This window comes from Streptomyces sp. NPDC045431 (assembly GCF_040646655.1).
Taxonomy (GTDB): Bacteria; Actinomycetota; Actinomycetes; order Streptomycetales; family Streptomycetaceae; genus Streptomyces.
In genome coordinates, this window is the sequence record NZ_JBEZAQ010000004.1 from 36439 (window position 1) to 56321 (window position 19883).

The following is a 19883-nucleotide window of genomic DNA, read 5'->3' on the forward strand; positions in this document are numbered from 1 at the left end:
TCAGAGGAAGTAGAGGCGGTTGAGGGAGACGGAGTCGGCGGGGTCCGAGCGGACCGGGTCGCCGTCGAGCGTGACGAGCCCGGTGCGCTCGTCGACGGCCACCTCTCCGATACGGGAGTTGAGGAGCAGGTTCCCGGGGCCGATGCCGCGCGTGCCGCGCACCGCGACCCGGCGCCGGCGCGTCGGCATCGTGTCGGCGCCGAGCTGGGCGGCCGCGCCCGACACGAAGGCGACGGAGATGTCGGCGGCGGTGGCGCCGTGCGCGCCGAACTGCGGGCCGAGCACGAGCGGTTCGCAGGTGTCGGTGGCGGCGTTCGGATCGCCCACGACCCCGTACGCGGGGAAGCCCGACTTCAGGACGAGCTGCGGCTTGGCGCCGAAGAACTCCGGCCGCCACAGCACGATGTCGGCGAGCTTGCCGACCTCGATCGAGCCGACCTCGTGCGCGAGGCCGTGGGCGATCGCCGGGTTGATGGTGAGCTTGGCCATGTAGCGCAGGACGCGGGCGTTGTCGTCGCCGTCCCCGTCGCCGTCCAGCGGGCCGAGCTCGCCCTTCATCTTCCCGGCCATGGCGAAGGTCCGGCGTACGGTCTCGCCGGCCCTTCCCATGCCCTGTGCGTCCGACGACGTGATGCCGATCGCGCCCAGGTCGTGCAGCACGTCCTCCGCGCCCATCGTCCCGGCCCGGATCCGGTCGCGGGCCATGGCCGCGTCGCCGGGCAGGTCGGTCTTCAGGTCGTGGACGGAGACGATCATGCCGTAGTGCTCGGCGACCGCGTCCCGCCCGAAGGGCAGCGTGGGGTTGGTGGACGAGCCGATGACGTTCGGCACGCCCGCCATCTTCAGCACGTTGGGGACGTGGCCGCCGCCGCAGCCCTCGATGTGGAAGGCGTGGATGGTGCGGCCTTCGAGGACCTTGAGGGTGTCCTCCACCGAGAGGCACTCGTTGAGGCCGTCGCTGTGCAGCGCGACCTGGACGTCGTACTCCTCCGCCACGCGCAGCGCCGTGTCCAGCGCCCGCGTGTGCGCGCCCATGTCCTCGTGGACCTTGAAGCCGGAGGCGCCGCCCTCGGCGAGCGCCTCGACCAGCGGGGCCTCGTGGGAGGACGAGCCGCGGCCGAGGAAGCCGATGTTGACGGGCCAGGCGTCGAAGGCGTTGAAGGCGTGGCGCAGCGCCCACGGCGAGTTGACGCCGACGCCCCACACCGGGCCGAACTCCTGGCCGATGATCGTGGTCACGCCGGAGGCGAGCGACGCCTCCATGATCCGCGGCGACAGCAGGTGGACGTGGGTGTCGACGGCGCCCGCGGTGGCGATGAGGCCCTCGCCGGAGACGATCGACGTGCCGGTGCCGATGACGACGTCGACGCCGTCGAGGGTGTCGGGGTTGCCGGCGCGGCCGATGGCGTGGATGCGGCCCTCGCGGATGCCGATGGACACCTTGCGGATGCCCTGGACGGCGTCGATGACGAGCACGTTGCTGATCACGACGTCGCAGGTCTCGCGGACGGCCGCGGCCTTCAGGTGCAGGCCGTCGCGGGCCGTCTTGCCGAAGCCGGCGAGGAACTCCTCGCCGTACGCCTGCGAGTCGGACTCGACGCGGACGGTCAGGCCCGAGTCGCCGAGGCGGACGCGGTCGCCGGCGCGGGGGCCGTGGGTGGCGGCGTACTCGTACGGGGTGAGGCGGCGCGCTTCGGCGGGGTGGCCTCCGGGGCGGCTCATCGCTCGACCTCCTGCTCAGTGGTGTCCGGTACGCCGAGGTAGCCGCAGGCGGCGGCGCGGCGCAGTGCTTCCTCGCGGGCGCCGGGCGCGTCCAGCGGCCCGTCGACCAGGCCGGCGAAGCCGATCGCGATCCGGTCGCCGCCGATCGGCACCAGGCCGACCTCCTCGCTCTCGCCCGGGCCGAAGCGCACGGACGATCCGGCGGGGACGGCGAGCCGCATGCCGTAGGCCCGGGCACGGTCGAAGTCGAGCCGCGGGTTGGCCTCGAAGAAGTGGAAGTGCGAGGTGACGGAGACCGGCACCCTCGCGGTGTTGGTGACCCGCAGGCGCACCACGGGCTCGGGGTCGGTGTGCTCCGGCCCCGGCAGCAGCGCGCCCGGGGCGTGCTCGCCCAGACCGCCGCCACCGATGGGGTCGCTGACCACGGCGAGCCGGGAGCCGTCGTCGAAGACGGCCTCGACATGGACCTCGGTCACGACGTCCGCGACGCCCGGCAGGACGTCGTCGGGTCCCAGCACCGAGCGGGCGGCCTCGATCGCCTCGGCGAGGCGCTTGCCGTCCCGGGCGGCCTCGCAGACGGTGTCCGCGATGAGGGCGGTCGCCTCGGGGACATTGAGCTTGAGGCCACGGGCCCGGCGGGCCCGGGCGAGCTCGGCGGCGCCGAAGAGCAGCAGCCGGTCGCGTTCCGTGGGGGTCAGTCGCACGTCACCACACCTTCCTGTTTGAGCACCACTCTAACCACAAGATTTCTTTCCGAGAAGCATTGACGCGGGCGCGCGGCGTAGGTCACATTGAGCGCCGCTCCAATTAGAGCGACACTCAAACCAGAACCCCCACCAGCTGACGGAGCTGAGAGCAGGGAGCAGCGCATGCAGATCGAACAGCGCGGAGTCGACACCATCCCCGAGGCGGAACGCACCAGCGGGCCGCGTGACCTCGTCTCGATCCTGCTGGGATCGAACCTGTGCCTGGGCGTGATCGTCTTCGGCTGGCTGCCGGTCTCGTTCGGCCTCGGCCTGTGGCCCGCCGTCACGTCGGTGCTGGCCGGAACGGTCGTCGGCGTGATCGCCACCGCGCCGCTGGCGCTCATATCGCTGCGCACCGCGACCAACCTCTCCACCTCCAGCGGCGCCTTCTTCGGCGTACGCGGCCGGCTCGTCGGCTCGATCGTCGGCCTCCTGCTGTCGCTCGGGTACACCGCGCTCACGCTGTGGATCGGCGGCGACGTGATGCTCGGCACGCTGTCGCGCCTCTTCGGCGTACCGACCGGCGCCTTCGCGCACACGCTCGTGTACGTGCTGCTCGCCGGCTGTACGGTGGTCGCCGCCGTCTTCGGCTACCGGCTGCTGCTGCGCCTCAGCAGGGCCCTCGCCATCGGCATGACGCTGCTGCTCGCTCTCGGCATCGTCGCGTACGCGGGCGACTTCACGGCCGCCCCGCCGCCGGACACGCCGTACCTGCTGGGCTCCTTCTGGCCGACCTGGCTGCTGTCCGCCGTGGCGGCGGGCCTGAGCGGGCCGATCGCCTTCATCACCCTGCTCGGCGACTACACGCGGTACGTCTCGCCCGAGCGGCACAGCCCGCGCACCGTGTGGCGGGCCACCTGCGTCGGCCTGTTCGCGGGCCTGCTGGTGCCGCAGCTCTTCGGTACGTTCACGGCCCTCGCCGCCCGCGCCGGGCTGGACTACGCGGGGCCGCTGGTGGAGACCGCCGCGCCCTGGTACCTGGTGCCGCTGCTGATCGCGGCGAGCGCGGGATCGGTCGGCAACGCGGGGCTGATGCTCTACTCGATGGGCCTCGACCTGGACGCGATCATCCCGCGCGCCACGCGCGCCACGTCCACGCTCGTGGTGGCGGCCGTCGCGACGGCGTTCGTCTTCGCGGGGCACTTCGCGTGGGACGCGCAGTCGGCGATGACGTCGTTCGTTCTGCTGCTGACCGCGATCGGCACGCCGTGGGCGGTCATCACGCTGATGGGCCACATCGGCTGCGGCGGCGCGTACGACCGTGAGGCGCTCCAGGTCTACAACCGCCGCGCCAAGGGCGGCATCTACTGGTACCGGGCCGGCTGGGAGCCGCGCGCCACCCTGGCGTGGGCGGTGGGCGCGGCGGTGGGCCTGGCGGCCGTGTCGACCCCGCTCTACGAGGGCCCGCTGCTGCTCGTGACGGGCGGCGTGGACTGCAGCTTCATCCTGTCGGGCCTGGTGGGCGGCGGCGTGTACACGGCGCTGACCCTCAACAGCCGGGCGGCGTTCCCGAGGCCCGACGAGGCCGCCGCGTCACCCGCCCCGGAGACGCCCGCGCCCGGGACGCCGGCTCCCGAGGCGCCCGCCCCCGAGACCGCCGCGTCCTGACCCGCGGCGAAGCGGAACGCCCGCACCCTCGAGCGGGGGGTGCGGGCGTTTCGTGCTGTCCGGGACCGGCGTCCGGGATCGGCTCAGCCGATCCGGTGCGTCCAGCCGTGCGGGTCCTCCGCGGCGCCGGTCTGGATGTCCAGCAGCGCCTTGCGCAGCTTCAGCGTGACCTCGCCCGGCTCGCCGCCCGACTGGGTCCACTCGCCCCGCTCCGACTTGACCAGGCCGACCGGCGTGATGACGGCGGCGGTGCCGCAGGCGAACACCTCGGTGAGGGTGCCGTTCTCGGTGTCCCGCTGCCACTGCTCGGTGGAGATGCGGCCCTCCTCGGACTCGTACCCGAGGTCGTGGGCGAGGCGGAGGAGCGAGTCACGGGTGATGCCGGCGAGGAGGGAGCCGGTGAGCTCGGGGGTGATGATCTTGTTCCCGTACACGAAGTACAGGTTCATGCCGCCCATCTCCTCGACCCACTTGTGCTCCAGCGCGTCGAGCCAGACGACCTGGTCGCAGCCCTTGGCGGCCGCCTCGGCCTGCGCGAGCAGCGAGGCGGCGTAGTTGCCGCCGGTCTTGGCGAAGCCCATGCCGCCGGGGACGGCGCGGACGTAGTTCTCCGACAGCCAGACCGAGACGGGCTTCACGCCGCCGGGGAAGTACGCGCCGGCGGGCGAGGCGATGACGATGAAGAGGTACTCGTTGGCCGGGCGGACGCCGAGCCCGACCTCGTTGGCGATCATGAACGGGCGCAGGTACAGCGACTCCTCGCCGCCGTGCGGCGGCACCCACGCCTCGTCCTGGCGGACCAGCGCGTCACAGGCGGCGACGAACGTCTCGACGGGCAGCTCCGGCATGGCCAGGCGGCGGGCGGAGCGCTGGAACCGCTCGGCGTTGGCCTCCGGGCGGAAGAGCGAGACCGAGCCGTCGGGGCGGCGGTACGCCTTGAGGCCCTCGAAGATCTCCTGCGCGTAGTGCAGGGTCATGTTGGCCGGGTCGATCGACAGCGGCGCGTACGGCGTGAGCTGGGCGTCGTGCCAGCCGCGCCCTTCCGTCCACTTGATCGTCACCATGTGGTCGGTGAAGTGGCGGCCGAAGCCGGGGTTGGCCAGGATCGCCTCGCGCTCCGCGTCGGACAGCGGGTTCGAGGAGGGCTTGAGCTCGATCGTGGGCGTCGTCGTCATGAGTGCTGTGTCCTTCACCGGTGGGTTGTGACGGACCGCGCTCACGCCGCTACGACTTGCTAGGACGTCCGAGCTTTCCCGCATGCCGCGGCCCCGCGTTCGATTATCGCCCGGGTGGCCCCGTGAACGAAACGCGTGGGTGGGGAGCGGTTGAGTGCGGTCCAGGGGTTGATGGTGGCACCCGGGGCCGCACAGGAGAAGCCGCCGGGTGCGGAATGCGACCCGGCGGCTGTGTCTGGGGTTTCTCCAGTCGGCGGGTCAGCTCGCTACGCGTACCGCGAGCGCGTCGCCGATCTCGTCCGTCGTACGCGGCGTCGAGCCGTCCCGGGCGGCCAGGTCCGCGGCCACGGCGTCCTCGATGCGGACGGCCTCGGCCTCGTACCCGAGGTGGCGCAGGAGCAGCGCGACGGAGAGGATCGTCGCGGTGGGGTCGGCCTTGCCCTGGCCCGCGATGTCGGGCGCGGAGCCGTGGACGGGCTCGAACATCGACGGGAACGCGCCCGTCGGGTTGATGTTGCCGGAGGCCGCCAGGCCGATGCCGCCGGTCACGGCGGCGGCGAGGTCGGTGAGGATGTCGCCGAAGAGGTTGTCGGTGACGATGACGTCGAAGCGCTCCGGCTGCGTGACGAAGAAGATCGTCGCGGCGTCGACGTGCAGGTAGTCCGTGGTGACGTCCGGGTACTCCGCGCCGACCTTGTCGAAGATCTTCTTCCACATGTGGCCGGCGTAGACGAGCACGTTGTTCTTGTGGACCAGCGTCAGCTTCTTGCGCGGGCGGGCGTTGGCCCGCTCGTACGCGTCGCGGACGACGCGCTCGACGCCGTACGCCGTGTTGAGGCTGACCTCGGTGGCGACCTCGTGCTCCGTACCCGTGCGGAGCGAGCCGCCGTTGCCCGTGTACGGGCCCTCGGTGCCCTCGCGGACGACGACGAAGTCGATGTCGGGGCGGCCGGCCAGCGGGGTCGCGGTGTTCGGGAAGAGCTTCGACGGACGCAGGTTCACGTAGTGGTCGAAGGCGAAGCGCAGCTTCAGCAGCAGCCCGCGCTCCAGGACGCCGGACGGCACGGACGGGTCGCCGATCGCGCCGAGCAGGATCGCGTCGTGGTTCTTGAGCGCGTCCAGCTCCGCGTCGGGGAGGGTCTCACCGGTGCGGTGCCAGCGCTGGGCGCCGAGGTCGTACTCCTTGGTCTCCAGCTTCACATCCTGCGGAAGGACGGAGCGGAGGACCTTGAGGCCCTGGGCCACGACCTCCTGGCCGATGCCGTCACCGGGGATCACTGCGAGATTGATGCTGCGAGACATGACGGCACCCTACTCCCGGGTCCACTGCCCGGACATGTGGAGTCCAAGATGTGGACGTCGCGCGTCCGGGTGACCGCACCCGTGTTCGTCGGATTTCGTTCATCCGGAGTCTGGCGGCGTGTTGGAAGTTACTGGCAAGTTGCCTGCCATGACTGAAGACACCCCACGCTTCGGCATCCCCGACTCCCTCGCCCGCCGCATGTCCATGCCCGAGCAGCACGCGTACCTGCGGGCGAAGCTCTCCCGTCGGCGGGTGCTCGCGGGCACGGCGGCCGGCGCGGCGGTGGCCGGCCTGCCGGCGACTGCCGCTTCGGCCACCTCCCCCTCCTCCCCCACCCTCGTCACGGCGCCCGCGACCGCGGGGGTCGACGGCTCGCTCGTGGCCCCCTTCGGGCGCCATCTCGCCTTCGGCGCCGACCCTCGCACGCAGATGCGGATCTCCTGGCAGGTGCCGCTCGCGGTGACCCGGCCGTACGTACGGATCGGGCTCACGCCCTGGGAGCTGAGCCGGAAGATCGAGGCCGAGGTGCGGCCGCTGCACACGCCGTCGCTGTCGCGCAGGCTCCCGGCGGTCGACCAGTACTACCTGCACGCCGGCCTGGACGGGCTGCGGCCGGGGACGACGTACTACTACGGCGTCGGGCACGACGGCTTCGACCCGGCCGCCCCCGCCCGGCTGGGCACGATCGGCTCGTTCCGTACGGCCCCGGCGACACCGCCCGAGCGGTTCGTCTTCACGGCCTTCGGCGACCAGGGGGTGAGCTACCACGCGCTGGCGAACGACCAGCTGATCCTGGGGCAGGGCCCGGCGTTCCACCTCCACGCGGGCGACATCTGCTACGCGGACGACAGCGGGCACGGCAAGGAGTCCGACACGTACGACGCGCGCGTGTGGGATCAGTTCCTGGCGCAGACGGAGAGCGTGGCGGCGAGCGTGCCGTGGATGGTGACGACCGGCAACCACGACATGGAGGCGTGGTACTCGCCCCATGGCTACGGCGGCCAGTCGGCCCGCTTCTCGCTGCCGGACAACGGCCCGGACCCGGCGCGGGCGCCCGGTGTCTACTCGTTCGTCTACGGCAACGTCGGCGTCGTCGCGCTGGACGCGAACGATGTGTCGTACGAGATCCCGGCCAACCTGGGCTACACCGGCGGCGCCCAGACGGCCTGGCTCGACCGGCGGCTCGGCGCGCTGCGGCGCGACCCGGCGGTGGACTTCGTCGTGGCCTTCTTCCACCACTGCGCGTACTCGACGTCGACCCACGCCTCGGACGGCGGGGTGCGCGACGCGTGGGTGCCCCTGTTCGCCAAGCACCAGGTGGACCTGGTGATCAACGGCCACAACCACGTCTACGAGCGCACCGACGCGATCAGGAGCGGCGAGGTGGGACGCCCGGTGCCGATCGGCGCCACCACCGATCCGGTGCGGGACGGGATCGTGTACGTGACGGCGGGCGGCGCCGGCAGGGAGCTGTACGGCTTCGGGCCGGGCGTGCGGGACAGCTACGAGGGGCGTGTGCACGACCACGACCACATCGTGACGTTCCACTGGACCAAGGCGCGGCTGCCGGACCCGGACGTCGTGGAGTGGTCACGCGTGCGGTACACCGGCTTCTCGTTCCTCGCGGTGGAGGCCGTGAGCGGTGCTTCGCCGGTGCTGAAGGTGTCGGCGCTCGCGGAGAGCGGGCGGCGGATCGACCACTTCGAGGTGCGGCGTTCCGGCTGAACGCCGAGCGGGGCCGGGGCGGTCAGTGCCCGGTGGCGCCGCCGTTGTCCCTGCGGTCGAGGGCCCGCTGGAGGGCGGCGGCGGCGTTCTTGCGCTCGGCGTCGGTGGGGCGGGCGGCGGTGTGGCGGACGCGGCGGCGGAGGGCTTGAGTGGCCATGGTGGTCGACTCCTTGAGATCAGCTGGTCAACTGGGGGATCAGCGAGATGATCGAAGGCGCCGGAAGGGGCGGGGAGCGCTGCCGCAGGGGTGGCCTGCCGGGGCACGGGCGCTCGCGGACCGCCATTCGCTGGATGGAGCGAGACGTTCGGCTTCTACAACGCTACGCGCGGGCCACGCTTCTGTCTCCACAATTACTCGGACTTCCTACTATCTGAGACGCGGCCGCCCCGCGGGGTGGCTCGCGAGGCCCCCGCGGGGTCGCTCGGGGGCTGCCCGGGGGCTGCCCGGGGTGTTACAGCACGTCGCCGTCGCGCCAGTCGAACATCAGCGCGCCCTTCTCCGCCGCGGGAAGCGGCCGCCCCGCCGACGGGACCAGATAGGTCGAGTCCTCCTCGTGCGGCAGATGCACCACGCCGCCCGGCCCGTACGCCTCGATCCGGCCGTTCCACAACTGCCAGCCCCGCGCCCGGTACAGCTCGGCACCCTCGTCGGACGCCGACAGCGCCCCGAACGCGTAGGCGCCGTCGATGACCTCCTCCAGGGCGGCCATCACCCGGCTGCCGAGGCCCTGCCGGCGCCGGTCGGCCCGTACGGCGACGCCCTCGACGTACCCGACGCGGTGCGCGCGCCCCGCGTGCACCACCCGGCGCATGATCACGCTGCCGTGCGCGACGACGCCGTGCTCGTCCTCGACGTACGCGTGGACGCCGCCGAGCCCGTGGTCCCAGTCCTCGTCGCCGAAGTCCCCGTCGAAGGCGGCCACCAGCATCGCGCGGATGGCGTCCAGCACGGCGGGGGCGAGCGCGGAGGTGTGCGCGGTGCGCAGGAGGTCGGTGGCCCGAGGGGCGGTGCGCGGTGCGTCGGTCATACGGCCCACTGTGGCAGGCCCGGCACGGCCCGGGGTGGGGATCCGGTCAGGTGTGCGGGGCGGTGGCGGCGTACTCCTGCCACGGCCTTCCCGTGGGCCGCACCCGCGCCGCACACTCGGCCTCATGTCACCCGCATCCGAACGACGGTGGACGCCCACCCACGGCGCCGCCTACCGCCCCGTCCCGTACCGCCCCGAGCGGATGTCCGCCGCCGAGTCCCTGGCCCGCGCGGCGGAGCTGCGCGCACGCATGGACCAGCGGCGCACGGTACGGCAGTTCGCGCCCGATCCGGTCCCGGAGCAGGTGGTGCGCGACGCCATCGCGTGCGCGTCGACCGCTCCGTCCGGCGCGCACCAGCAGCCGTGGACGTTCGTCCTCGTCAAGGACCCGGACGTCCGCCGGCGCATCCGCGAGGCCGCCGAGCGGGAGGAGCAGGTCTCCTACGACGGCCGGCTCGGCGAGGAGTGGCTGGCGGCGCTGCGCCCGTTGGGCACGGACGCCGTGAAACCGCACCTCACGGACGCCCCGGCGCTGATCGTGGTCTTCCAGCAGCGCTACTGGCTGGGCGCGGACGGCACCAAGCACAAGCACTACTACGTGGACGAGTCGGTGGGCATCGCCGTCGGCATGCTGCTGACGGCCCTGCACCTGTCGGGCCTGGCGGCCCTGGTGCACACGCCGAGCCCGATGCGCTTCCTGTCCGAGGTGCTGGGCCGCCCCGAGAACGAGAAGGCGTTCGCGGTCATCCCGGTGGGTTACCCGGCGGACGACTGCGAGGTGCCCGATCTCGTACGGAAGTCCCTGGACCAGGTGCTGGTCGACGTGTGACCCCGGGCTTACAGGCGGCCGCCCGTGAGACGCGACAGCGGTCCGCGCTGCCGCAGGCCCGCGCGGCGGCCGAGCACGTAGGACCCGGCCACGGCGGTGGCGACACCCGCGCCCGCCCCGGCCACGGCGGCCTTGCGGGCCTTGACCACTGTCCACACGACGCCCGCCGTGCCGGCGGCCCGCTCGGCGGCCGTCGACGCGGCGGACACGGCGGTCCGCTGGACGGTCCGTGCCGTGGCGAGCGCCTTGTCGGCGGTCACCCCGCCGATGCCCCGCGCCGATTCGGTGGCGTTCTGGGTGGCGTTCTGGGCGGCCTTCTTCGGGGCCGCGGTGGATTCCTGCTTCTGGTTCGTCTTCGTCTGCGCCATGGGGCGCGTGTAACCGGTTGACGCGCTCCAAAACTGACCGCCCTTCATCTGGCCGATTACCTAACCACTCAGCGGGCGTTGACGGGTTGGGTGCTGGCGTGATTCCCTCACCCCTAACCACTCACACACTCAGAGGGAGGTAGGCATGCCTGTGCACCACCGCACCCTCACCGTCCGCGGCCACGAGATCTTCTACCGGGAGGCCGGACCCGAGGACGCCCCCGCCCTGCTCCTGCTGCACGGCTTCCCCACCAGCTCGCACATGTTCCGCGACCTGATCCCCCGGCTCGCCGACCGCTACCGCGTCATCGCCCCCGACCACCTCGGCTTCGGCCACTCCGCCGCGCCCTCCGCCGACGCCTTCCCGTACGGGTTCGCCGAACTGGCCGCACTGACCGGCGAATTCACCGAGCGGCTGGGCCTCACCCGGTTCGCGCTCTACGTCCAGGACTACGGCGCCCCCATCGGCCTGCGCCTCGCCCTCGCCCACCCCGAGCGGATCACCGCCATCGTGACCCAGAACGGCAACGCGTACGAGGAGGGGCTCGGTGCGGAGGCGTGGGCACCGGTCCTGGCGCTGATCGCCGACCGCACTCCGGAGACCGAGGCGCCGGTACGCGCGATCCGCTCGCTCGACGGCATCGCATGGCAGTACACCCACGGCGTACCCGACGACCTGCGGACGCTGCTCAACCCGGACGCCTGGCACCACGACGCGGCCCTGATGGCCCGGGAGGGCCAGGACCGCATCCAGCTCGACCTGATCGCCGACTACGGCTCCAACTTCGCCCTCTACCCCGCCTTCCAGGCGTACTTCCGCGACAGCGGGGTGCCGCTGCTCGCGGTCTGGGGGGCGTACGACGAGATCTTCGTGCCGGCCGGGGCGGAGGCGTTCCGGCGGGACTCGCCGGACGCGGAGGTGCACCTCCTGCCGACCGGCCACTTCGCGCTGGAGACCCACGCGGCGGACATCGCCGCCCTGATGGACGACTTCCTCGCCCGCCGCGTGGTCGCCCGAGGCGCGGCCGCCTGACGCGCCTGCGTCACGCGGGGGGCATCAGTAGACGGTGACGCCGTACGCGCTCAGCGCCTCGCGCACCGGCTGGTGGATGGCCGAGCCGTTCGTGCCCGTGCAGCCCGAGCTGCCGGAGTGGATGCCGAGCGCGACCGAGCCGGCGAAGTGGGCGCCGCCGCTGTCGCCGCCGGCCGAGCAGGCGGTGGTGCGGACCATGCCGTAGACCGGGCCGTCGCTGTAGTTGACGGTGACGTTCACGGCGGTGACCGTCCCGCTCGTCACCTTGGTCGTGGAGCCGCTCTTCTTGATGGCCTGGCCCACGACCGCGTCCGCCGCGGAGGCGATGTCCTGGAAGGAACCGTTGTAGAGGTTGACGCTGCCGGGCGTGTTGGCCGTGTTGGTGTAGCGCACGAGGCCGTAGTCGTTGGTGGGGAAGCTGGTGCCTTCCCGGACGCCGATCTGCCCGCCGCCGGAGGTCGCCGACCAGCTGGAGGCGGCGTTGGTGCAGTGCCCGGCCGTCAGGAAGTACCTGGTGGTCCCCTTCTGGACGTTGAAGGCGGCCGAGCAGCGGTAGCCGCCGCCGTGGACGGCGTCGCCGCCCGCGACCTCGCGCGTGAAGACACCCGGGACGCGGCTGATCCGTACCGCGCCGTCGAGCGAGGCGGCGACCGCCCGCAGCCGGGCCATGGCACGGGGCGAGACGGAGGAGTCGGCCTCGACGGCGATCTGGTTGGTGCGCGGGTCCAGGCCCCATGAGGTGCCGGGGATCTTCGCCCGGGCCTCCAGGGCGGCCATGGCGGCGTCGAGTTCGGCGGCGCCGCGCTCCACCAGCCGCGGCACGGCCCCGGCGGCGCGGGCCCGCTCGGCGGCGGCTTCGGAGGTGACGGTGGCGATCAGCCGGCCGCCCTCGACGTACGTACCCGCGCTGTCGGCGCCGAGCCGGCGCTCGACGGCGGAGTCGACGGCGTGGACGTCGACGGTGTGGACGTCGACGGGGGTCGCGGCTCCGGCGGGGGTGGCGCCGAAGCCGAGCGAGCCTAAGACGAGTGCGGCGGACAGGGCGATGCGCGCACGGATGGTGCGTCGTCTCATCCCGGGTCTCCTTCGTCGTGAATGACGGGTGGGGTACTCGGGAATTTGACATGTGCATCACATGAGCACAAGAGTGCGCGCGCGGCCGCGCAGCGAGCCGCCCCCGTCCGGCGTGGGGGCCGGGACGGGGGCGGCGTTCGGGGCCCCTGCGAGGGGCGGGGCGGACCTCAGCCCATGTGCGGGTACGTGTAGTCCGTCGGCGGGACCAGCGTCTCCTTGATGGCGCGGGTCAGCGTCCAGCGCATCAGGTTCTGCGGGGCGCCCGCCTTGTCGTTCGTGCCGGAGGCGCGGCCGCCGCCGAAGGGCTGCTGGCCGACGACGGCGCCGGTCGACTTGTCGTTGATGTAGAAGTTGCCCGCGGCGTACCGCAGCTTCTCCATCGTGTACGCGGCGGCGGCGCGGTCGTTGGCGATCACGGAGCCCGTCAGGGCGTACGCCGACACCGACTCCATCTGCTCCAGCATCGCGTCGTACTGGTCGTCCTCGTACACGTACACCGCGAGGATCGGGCCGAAGTACTCGGTCGTGAAGACCTCGTTCTCGGGGTCGGTGCACGCGATGACGGTCGGGCGGACGAAGTAGCCCACCGAGTCGTCGTACGTGCCGCCCGCGACGATCGTGCAGGACGGGTCGGCCTTGGCGCGGTCGATGGCCGCCTTGTTCTTGGCGAAGGCCCGCTCGTCGATGACGGCGCCGATGAAGTTCGTCAGGTCGGTGACGTCACCCATCTTGATGCCGTCGACCTCGGTGGCGAACTCCTCCTTGAAGCCGGAGTTCCAGATCGAGGCCGGGATGTACGCGCGGGAGGTCGCCGAGCACTTCTGGCCCTGGAACTCGAAGGCGCCGCGGGTCAGCGCGGTCTTCAGCACGGCGCGGTCGGCGCTCGGGTGCGCGACGACGAAGTCCTTGCCGCCCGTCTCGCCGACGATGCGCGGGTAGGAGCGGTACTTCTCGATGTTGTTGCCGACCGTCTTCCACAGGTGCTGGAAGGTCTTGGTCGAACCGGTGAAGTGGATGCCGGCGAGCATCGGGTGGTTCAGGGCCACCTCGGAGACGGCGATGCCGTCGCCCGTCACCAGGTTGATGACGCCCTTGGGGAGTCCGGCCTCCTCCAGCAGCTCCATGAGCAGCACGGCGGCGTGGGTCTGCGTCGGGGACGGCTTCCAGACGACCACGTTGCCCATGAGCGCCGGGGCGGTGGGGAGGTTGCCCGCGATGGCCGTGAAGTTGAACGGCGTGATCGCGTAGACGAAGCCCTCCAGCGGGCGGTGGTCGAGGCGGTTCCACACACCCGGGGAGTTGGCCGGCGGCTGCTCGGCGAGCAGGTCGCGGGCGTACTTGACGTTGAAGCGCCAGAAGTCGACGAGCTCGCACGGCGTGTCGATCTCGGCCTGCTGGGCGGTCTTCGACTGACCGAGCATGGTCGAGGCGGCCATGGTCTCGCGCCACGGGCCGGCCAGCAGCTCGGCGGCGCGCAGGATGATCGCCGCGCGGTCGTCGAAGGACATCGCGCGCCACGCCGGGGCGGCGGCGAGGGCCGCGTCGATCGCGTCCTGGGCGTCCGCCTGCGTGGCGCCCGCGAAGGTGCCGAGGACCTTGGCGTGGGCGTGCGGCTGCACGACGTTCACGCGCTCACCGCCGCCCATCCGCTTGACGCCGCCGATGGTCATCGGCAGGTCGATCGGGTTCTCGGCGAGCTCCTTGAGCTTGGCCTCGAGGCGGGTGCGCTCGGCCGAGCCGGGGGCGTAGGTGTGGACCGGCTCGTTGACCGGAGCGGGGACCTGGGTCACAGCGTCCATGAGTTCCGAATCTCCTTCTGATTCTTCAGTTCTTGGTGATCATCGAGCGGACGAAGAACAGCAGGTTGGCCGGCTTCTCCGCGAGGCGGCGCATGAAGTACCCGTACCAGTCGGTTCCGTACGCGGTGTAGACGCGCATCCGGTGCCCCTCGGCGGCGAGCCGCACGTGCTCGTCGCTGCGGATCCCGTACAGCATCTGGAACTCGTACTCGTCCAGTTTGCGCCCGGCGCGGCGCGCGAGCTCCTGGCCGACGGCGATGAGCCGCGGGTCGTGGGACCCGATCATCGGGTAGCCGTCGCCCTCCATCAGGATCTTCAGGATTCGGACGTACGCCTTGTCGATCTCGTGCTTGTCCTGGTACGCGACCGAGGCGGGCTCCTTGTAGGCACCCTTCACGATCCGTACGCGGCTGCCGTTCGCGGCGAGGCGGCGGGCGTCCTCCTCGGTACGGAAGAGGTACGCCTGGATGACGCAGCCCGTCTGCGGGAAGTCCTTCCGCAGCTCCTCGTGGATGGCGAACATCGAGTCGAGGGTGGTGTGGTCCTCCGCGTCGAGGGTGACCGTGGTGCCGATGGAGGCGGCGGCCTCGACGACGCGGCGGACGTTGGCGAGCGCCAGTTCGTGGCCGCCCTCCAGGGACTGGCCGAACATCGACAGCTTCACCGACATCTCGGCCTTCTCGCCCAGCCCGAGCTCCTCCAGGTGCTCGATCAGCTCCATGTAGGCGTCGCGGGCGGCGTGCGCCTGGTCGCGCGTGGTGATGTCCTCGCCGACCACGTCCAGGGTGACCTCCAGGCCCTTGTCCGCCATCTCACGGACGATCGGGACGATCTGGTCGACCCTCTCCCCCGCGATGAAGCGGGCGACGACCTGCTTGGTGCCCGGGGCGGCAGAGACGAAGCGGCGCATCTTGTCACTGCGCGACGCGGCAAGGATCACGGGACCCAGCACGGGGCACCTCCACGGAACACGGAGAGAAGGAGGCCATTCCGGTACAGATCCGGAACAGCACGGAGAACCACCGTGAAACCTAAGGATCGCGCGCACTCGCTGCCATCGACAGCTGTCACGCATCCGTGCCCCACCTCTCATACATCTGTCTGAAGCCGGGAGAGGAGAGTGACAGAATGCCCGAGTGAAGGCGGATTACCAGGACCTGGTCGACGAGATCTCGGCGCTGCTGGGCGCCCCCGCGACGCTGGAGAACCGGGATTTCGGGCTCATCGCCTTCGGCGCGCACGACAGCGACGACGACGCCGCGATGGACCCGGTGCGGACGCGGTCGATCCTGACCCGGAAGTCGACGCCCGCGGTGCGCGCCTGGTTCGAGGGCTTCGGCATCACCCGGGCGACCGGCCCCGTCCGTATCCCCGCCGCCCCCGACGCGGGCGTCTACCGGGGCCGGATCTGCCTGCCGGTACGCCATCGGGGTGTCGTCCTCGGGTACGTCTGGCTCCTCGACGCCGCCCCGGGGCCTTCGCCCGAACGGCTGACGGCGGCCATGGAGGTGGCCTCCCGGATCGGCGCGCTGCTCGCGGACGAGGAGCGCGCGGGCGCCGACCTCTCGCGCGAGCTGCGCGCGGTGCTCACGGCCGAGCGGGGCTGGCAGTACGACATGGCGCTGGCGGCGCTGCGCACGGCCCTGGGCCCGGACGCGGAGGGCCTGCACGCCCTGGTGTGCGTGGCCCCGTGGCCGGACGCGGACACCCCGTCGGTACGCGTCGCACCGGGCGCGGCGGCCCTGTGCACGCTGCCGTGGCCGGGCCGGGAGGCCCCGCAGCCGCCGGCCACCGGCCCCCGCTGCCTCGCCGCCCTGATCCGGCTCCGCTCCGCCGACTCCCCGGCCCCCGCGCTCACCGCGGCCGACCGCCTCCGGGACGCGGCCGGCGGCACGCCGGCCCCGGCGGCCGCCACGCCCACGGCCGCGTGGGCGACCCGCGGCGCGACCGCCGCCGTCGCGGGGGTGGCCGACCCGCGGCGCGGGCTGGGCGACCTCGCGGAGGCGTGGCGGGAGGCGGCGTCCGCCGCCCGCGCGGCCATGGCCCAGCCCCGGCTCGGGCCGCTGGCCCCATGGGCGTCGATCGGGCCGTACCGGCTCCTCACGGCCCTCCCGGCGGACGCGCCCCACGACCCGGCGGTCCGTGCCCTGCTCACCCCCGCGCACACGGAACTGGCCCGCACCGCCGAGGTGTTCCTCGACTGCGCGGGCCAGGCGGGCCGTACGGCGGCGGCCCTGGGCATCCACCGGCAGACGCTCTACTACCGCCTCTCCCGCGTGGAGCAGCTGACCGGCCTCGACCTCGACGACGGCGAGGACCGGCTGCTGCTCCACATGGCGCTCAAGGAGGCCCGGCTGTGACCGGGCCGATCACCGTGCAGTGGGTCCGCACCACGTGGACCACGACCTCACGCGGCGGCGAGGCCGCCGCCCGGCGCAATGCCCTGCCCACGGGTTTCCCCCCTCCCGGGTGACACCGATGGCCCGTTCGCCCATCGCGTGCGCATGGACGAGTGGCGCGGCTCATCGACGAGTCCGGCCCGGTGCGCTGAACGCACCGGGCCGGTCTCAGGACGAGCGTGGGACGGTCAGGCCAGGTTCACCGAGCGGGCCGACGTGGCGCCGATCTCCTCCGCGACCTCGGTCAGGACCTGCTGCGGCACCGTGTCGTCGACGGTGAGGACCGCGAGGGCCTCGCCGCCCTCGGCCGCGCGGGCGACCTGCATGCCGGCGATGTTGAGCCCGGCCTCGCCGAGGATGCGGCCCACGGTGCCGACGACACCGGGACGGTCCTCGTAGCGCAGGACGACCATGTGGTCGGCGAGCGCGAGGTCCACGTCGTAGTCCCCGACGGCGACGATCTTCTGCAGGTGCTTCGGGCCGGCCAGGGTGCCGGAGACCGCGACCTCCTCGCCGTCCGACAGCGTGCCGCGCACGGTGACCACGTTGCGGTGGTCGGGCGACTCGGAGCTGGTGGTGAGGCGGACCTCGACGCCGCGCTCCTGCGCGAACAGCGGGGCGTTGACGTACGAGACGGTCTCGTCGACGACGTCCTCGAAGACGCCCTTGAGCGCGGAGAGCTCCAGCACCTTGACGTCGTGCTGGGTGATCTCGCCGTAGACCTCGACGTCCAGCCGTACGGCGACCTCGCCCGCCAGCGCGGTGAAGATCCGGCCGAGGTGCTCGGCGAGCGGCAGGCCCGGCTTGACGTCCTCGGCGATGACACCGCCCTGAACGTTGACCGCGTCCGGCACCAGCTCACCGGCGAGCGCGAGCCGCACCGAGCGGGCGACCGCGATACCGGCCTTCTCCTGCGCCTCGTCCGTCGACGCGCCGAGGTGCGGGGTGCACACGACCTGGTCGAGCTCGAACAGCGGGGAGTCGGTGCACGGCTCCTTCGCGTACACGTCGAGGCCCGCGCCCGCGACGCGGCCCTCCTTGAGCGCCGCGTACAGCGCCGCCTCGTCGACGATCCCGCCGCGCGCGGCGTTGACGATGCGGACGGCCGGCTTGACCTTGTGCAGCGCCTCGTCGCCGATGAGGCCGAGCGTCTCGGGGGTCTTCGGCAGGTGGACGGTGATGAAGTCGGAGACCTCCAGCAGCTCGTCCAGGGAGAGCAGCTTGACGCCCATCTGCGCGGCGCGCGCGGGCTGGACGTAGGGGTCGTACGCGACGATCTTCATGCCGAAGGCCGACATGCGCTGGGCGACCAGGACGCCGATGCGGCCGAGGCCGACGACGCCGAGGGTCTTCTCGCTGAGCTCGACGCCGGTGTACTTGCTGCGCTTCCACTCGCCGTTCTTGAGGGCGGTGTTGGCCTGCGGGATGTTCCGCGCGGTGGCGATGAGCAGGCCGCACGCGAGCTCGGCGGCGGTGACGATGTTGGAGGTCGGCGCGTTGACGACCATGACGCCGGCCTTGGTGGCGGCGGAGACGTCGACGTTGTCGAGGCCGACGCCGGCGCGGGCGATGACCTTCAGCCGCTTGGCGGCGGCGATGGCCTCGGAGTCGACCTTGGTCGCGGAGCGCACCAGGATCGCGTCCACGTCCGCGATGGCGGGGAGCAGTTCGGCCCGGTCGGCGCCGTTGCAGTGCCGGATGTCGAAGTCCGGTCCCAGCGCGTCGACAGTGGCGGGCGACAGCTCTTCAGCGATGAGTACAACCGGCTTTTTCGTGGGGTGCGAGCTCACGTGAGTCCTCACAAGTCCAGTGCGGAGGCCGTCCCGACGGCCGCAGGCGGTGGAGGGGGCATGCCGCGTGGAAGACGCACGACGCTGTGGGCCTGACGCGTTGTTGTTCAGAAGTGTAGTGCGGATGAGGGGTTTCTTTTCCGCCACTGCGGAAGGATCACCCATCCGTGGTTGGCCTCGGCGTCCAACCCTGACGGACGCCGGCTGACACCGGCCGACACGAAGGCGGCGGGTCCGGAGCTCCCCTCCGGACCCGCCGCCAAGAGGCTTACGCCTCCTCGTTGTCGACCCAGCTCATGAGCTTGCGCAGCTCCTTGCCGGTGGTCTCCAGCAGGTGCTGCGAGTCCTGGGTCTTGTACTCGTTGTACTTCTTCAGACCGCCGTGGTACTCGTCCATCCAGTTCTTGGCGAACGTGCCGTCCTGGATCTCGGCGAGGACCTTCTTCATCTCGGCCTTGGTGGCGTCGGTGACGATGCGGGGGCCGGTGACGTAGTCGCCCCACTCGGCGGTCTCGGAGACCGACCAGCGCATCTTCTCCAGGCCGCCCTCGTACATCAGGTCCACGATCAGCTTCAGCTCGTGGAGGCACTCGAAGTAGGCGATCTCCGGCTGGTAGCCGGCCTCGACCAGGGTCTCGAAGCCCGCCTTCACCAGGGCGCTGGCGCCGCCGCACAGCACGGCCTGCTCGCCGAAGAGGTCGGTCTCGGTCTCCTCGGTGAACGTCGTCTTGATGACGCCCGCGCGGGTGCCGCCGATGGCCTTGGCGTACGACAGGGCGAGCGCGAAGGCGTTGCCGGTGGCGTCCTGCTCGACGGCGGCGATCGCCGGGACGCCGCGGCCCTCCTCGTACTGGCGGCGGACCAGGTGGCCCGGGCCCTTCGGGGCGACGAGCGCGACGTCGACGCCGGCCGGGGGCTTGATGAAGCCGAAGCGGACGTTGAAGCCGTGGGCGAAGAACAGGGCGTCGCCGTCCTTGAGGTTGTCCTTGACGGACTCCTCGTAGACCTGGGCCTGGATCGGGTCCGGGATCAGGATCATGATGACGTCGGCCTCGGCGGCGGCCTCGGCCGGCGTGACCACGCGCAGGCCCTGCTCCTCGGCCTTGGCCTTGGACTTCGAGCCCTCGTGCAGACCGACGCGGACGTCGACACCCGAGTCACGGAGCGACAGCGCGTGGGCGTGGCCCTGGCTGCCGTATCCGATCACCGCGACCTTGCGGCCCTGGATGATGGACAGGTCGGCGTCGTCGTCGTAGAACAGCTCGGCCACTGGGTTTCTCCTTG

17 protein-coding genes are annotated in these 19883 nt (G+C 72.0%); 5 read left to right on the forward strand and 12 right to left on the reverse strand.

What is annotated here, in order from left to right; all coding sequences use genetic code 11:
* Nucleotides 1-1722, reverse strand: coding sequence for an urease subunit alpha (locus AB0A69_RS11330; protein ID WP_361418557.1), 1722 nt, complete (start codon nt 1720-1722; stop codon nt 1-3).
* Nucleotides 1719-2426 (reverse strand): urease subunit gamma, encoded by a 708-nt coding sequence (gene ureA / locus AB0A69_RS11335; protein WP_361418560.1) that lies wholly within the window; start codon nt 2424-2426, stop codon nt 1719-1721. The genes AB0A69_RS11330 and ureA overlap by 4 nt, the downstream gene beginning before the upstream one ends.
* 165 nt (nt 2427-2591) lie before the next feature.
* On the opposite strand from ureA, the gene AB0A69_RS11340 reads away from it, so the two are divergent.
* Complete coding sequence (locus AB0A69_RS11340; RefSeq protein ID WP_361418563.1) at nt 2592-4076, forward strand: cytosine permease; 1485 nt, start codon at nt 2592-2594, stop codon at nt 4074-4076.
* Between the two features lie 83 nt (nt 4077-4159).
* Here AB0A69_RS11340 and AB0A69_RS11345 read toward each other — a convergent pair whose 3' ends face one another.
* Entirely contained in the window at nt 4160-5251 is a 1092-nt protein-coding gene (locus tag AB0A69_RS11345; RefSeq protein WP_361418566.1) for a branched-chain amino acid aminotransferase, read from the reverse strand.
* 258 nt (nt 5252-5509) lie between these two features.
* Nucleotides 5510-6553, reverse strand: a complete 1044-nt coding sequence (locus AB0A69_RS11350) for a 3-isopropylmalate dehydrogenase (RefSeq protein ID WP_361418569.1) — start codon at nt 6551-6553, stop codon at nt 5510-5512.
* Nucleotides 6554-6701: 148 nt separating this feature from the next.
* Between AB0A69_RS11350 and AB0A69_RS11355 the strand changes: the two genes are divergently transcribed.
* Entirely contained in the window at nt 6702-8279 is a 1578-nt protein-coding gene (locus AB0A69_RS11355) for a metallophosphoesterase family protein (RefSeq protein ID WP_361418572.1), read from the forward strand.
* A gap of 22 nt (nt 8280-8301) precedes the next feature.
* Here AB0A69_RS11355 and AB0A69_RS11360 read toward each other — a convergent pair whose 3' ends face one another.
* Both AB0A69_RS11360 and AB0A69_RS11365 read right to left on the reverse strand, forming a co-directional pair.
* A complete protein-coding gene (locus tag AB0A69_RS11360; RefSeq protein WP_361418575.1) occupies nt 8302-8436 on the reverse strand; it encodes a hypothetical protein in 135 nt (44 codons plus the stop codon).
* Nucleotides 8437-8731: 295 nt separating this feature from the next.
* Nucleotides 8732-9307: a GNAT family N-acetyltransferase gene (locus AB0A69_RS11365; protein ID WP_361418578.1), complete on the reverse strand. Its 576-nt coding sequence runs from the start codon at nt 9305-9307 to the stop codon at nt 8732-8734.
* Nucleotides 9308-9431: 124 nt separating this feature from the next.
* On the opposite strand from AB0A69_RS11365, the gene AB0A69_RS11370 reads away from it, so the two are divergent.
* The gene (locus AB0A69_RS11370) at nt 9432-10136 is read left to right on the forward strand and encodes a nitroreductase family protein (protein ID WP_361418582.1); all 705 of its coding nucleotides are present in this window, start codon (nt 9432-9434) and stop codon (nt 10134-10136) included.
* Between the two features lie 8 nt (nt 10137-10144).
* On the opposite strand, the gene AB0A69_RS11375 is transcribed toward AB0A69_RS11370, so the two are convergent.
* Nucleotides 10145-10504 carry a hypothetical protein gene (locus AB0A69_RS11375; RefSeq protein WP_361418584.1) on the reverse strand — a complete coding sequence of 120 codons (360 nt, stop codon included), beginning with the start codon at nt 10502-10504 and terminating at the stop codon, nt 10145-10147.
* A gap of 145 nt (nt 10505-10649) precedes the next feature.
* On the opposite strand from AB0A69_RS11375, the gene AB0A69_RS11380 reads away from it, so the two are divergent.
* A complete protein-coding gene (locus tag AB0A69_RS11380) occupies nt 10650-11537 on the forward strand; it encodes an alpha/beta hydrolase (protein ID WP_361418587.1) in 888 nt (295 codons plus the stop codon).
* Between the two features lie 24 nt (nt 11538-11561).
* On the opposite strand, the gene AB0A69_RS11385 is transcribed toward AB0A69_RS11380, so the two are convergent.
* From AB0A69_RS11385 to AB0A69_RS11395, 3 genes are all read right to left on the reverse strand, one after another.
* Entirely contained in the window at nt 11562-12611 is a 1050-nt protein-coding gene (locus tag AB0A69_RS11385; protein ID WP_361418590.1) for a S1 family peptidase, read from the reverse strand.
* Nucleotides 12612-12778: 167 nt separating this feature from the next.
* Nucleotides 12779-14410, reverse strand: a complete 1632-nt coding sequence (pruA, locus tag AB0A69_RS11390) for an L-glutamate gamma-semialdehyde dehydrogenase (protein WP_361418593.1) — start codon at nt 14408-14410, stop codon at nt 12779-12781.
* Between the two features lie 25 nt (nt 14411-14435).
* Nucleotides 14436-15362, reverse strand: a complete 927-nt coding sequence (locus AB0A69_RS11395; protein WP_361418596.1) for a proline dehydrogenase family protein — start codon at nt 15360-15362, stop codon at nt 14436-14438.
* A gap of 184 nt (nt 15363-15546) precedes the next feature.
* Between AB0A69_RS11395 and AB0A69_RS11400 the strand changes: the two genes are divergently transcribed.
* Nucleotides 15547-16770 carry a helix-turn-helix domain-containing protein gene (locus tag AB0A69_RS11400; RefSeq protein ID WP_361418599.1) on the forward strand — a complete coding sequence of 408 codons (1224 nt, stop codon included), beginning with the start codon at nt 15547-15549 and terminating at the stop codon, nt 16768-16770.
* A gap of 227 nt (nt 16771-16997) precedes the next feature.
* Here the strand turns inward: AB0A69_RS11400 and serA are convergent, their stop codons facing one another.
* Nucleotides 16998-18599: a phosphoglycerate dehydrogenase gene (gene serA / locus AB0A69_RS11405; RefSeq protein ID WP_361418602.1), complete on the reverse strand. Its 1602-nt coding sequence runs from the start codon at nt 18597-18599 to the stop codon at nt 16998-17000.
* 268 nt (nt 18600-18867) lie between these two features.
* Nucleotides 18868-19869 carry a ketol-acid reductoisomerase gene (ilvC, locus tag AB0A69_RS11410; protein ID WP_361418605.1) on the reverse strand — a complete coding sequence of 334 codons (1002 nt, stop codon included), beginning with the start codon at nt 19867-19869 and terminating at the stop codon, nt 18868-18870.
* Nucleotides 19870-19883: the final 14 nt, after the last annotated feature.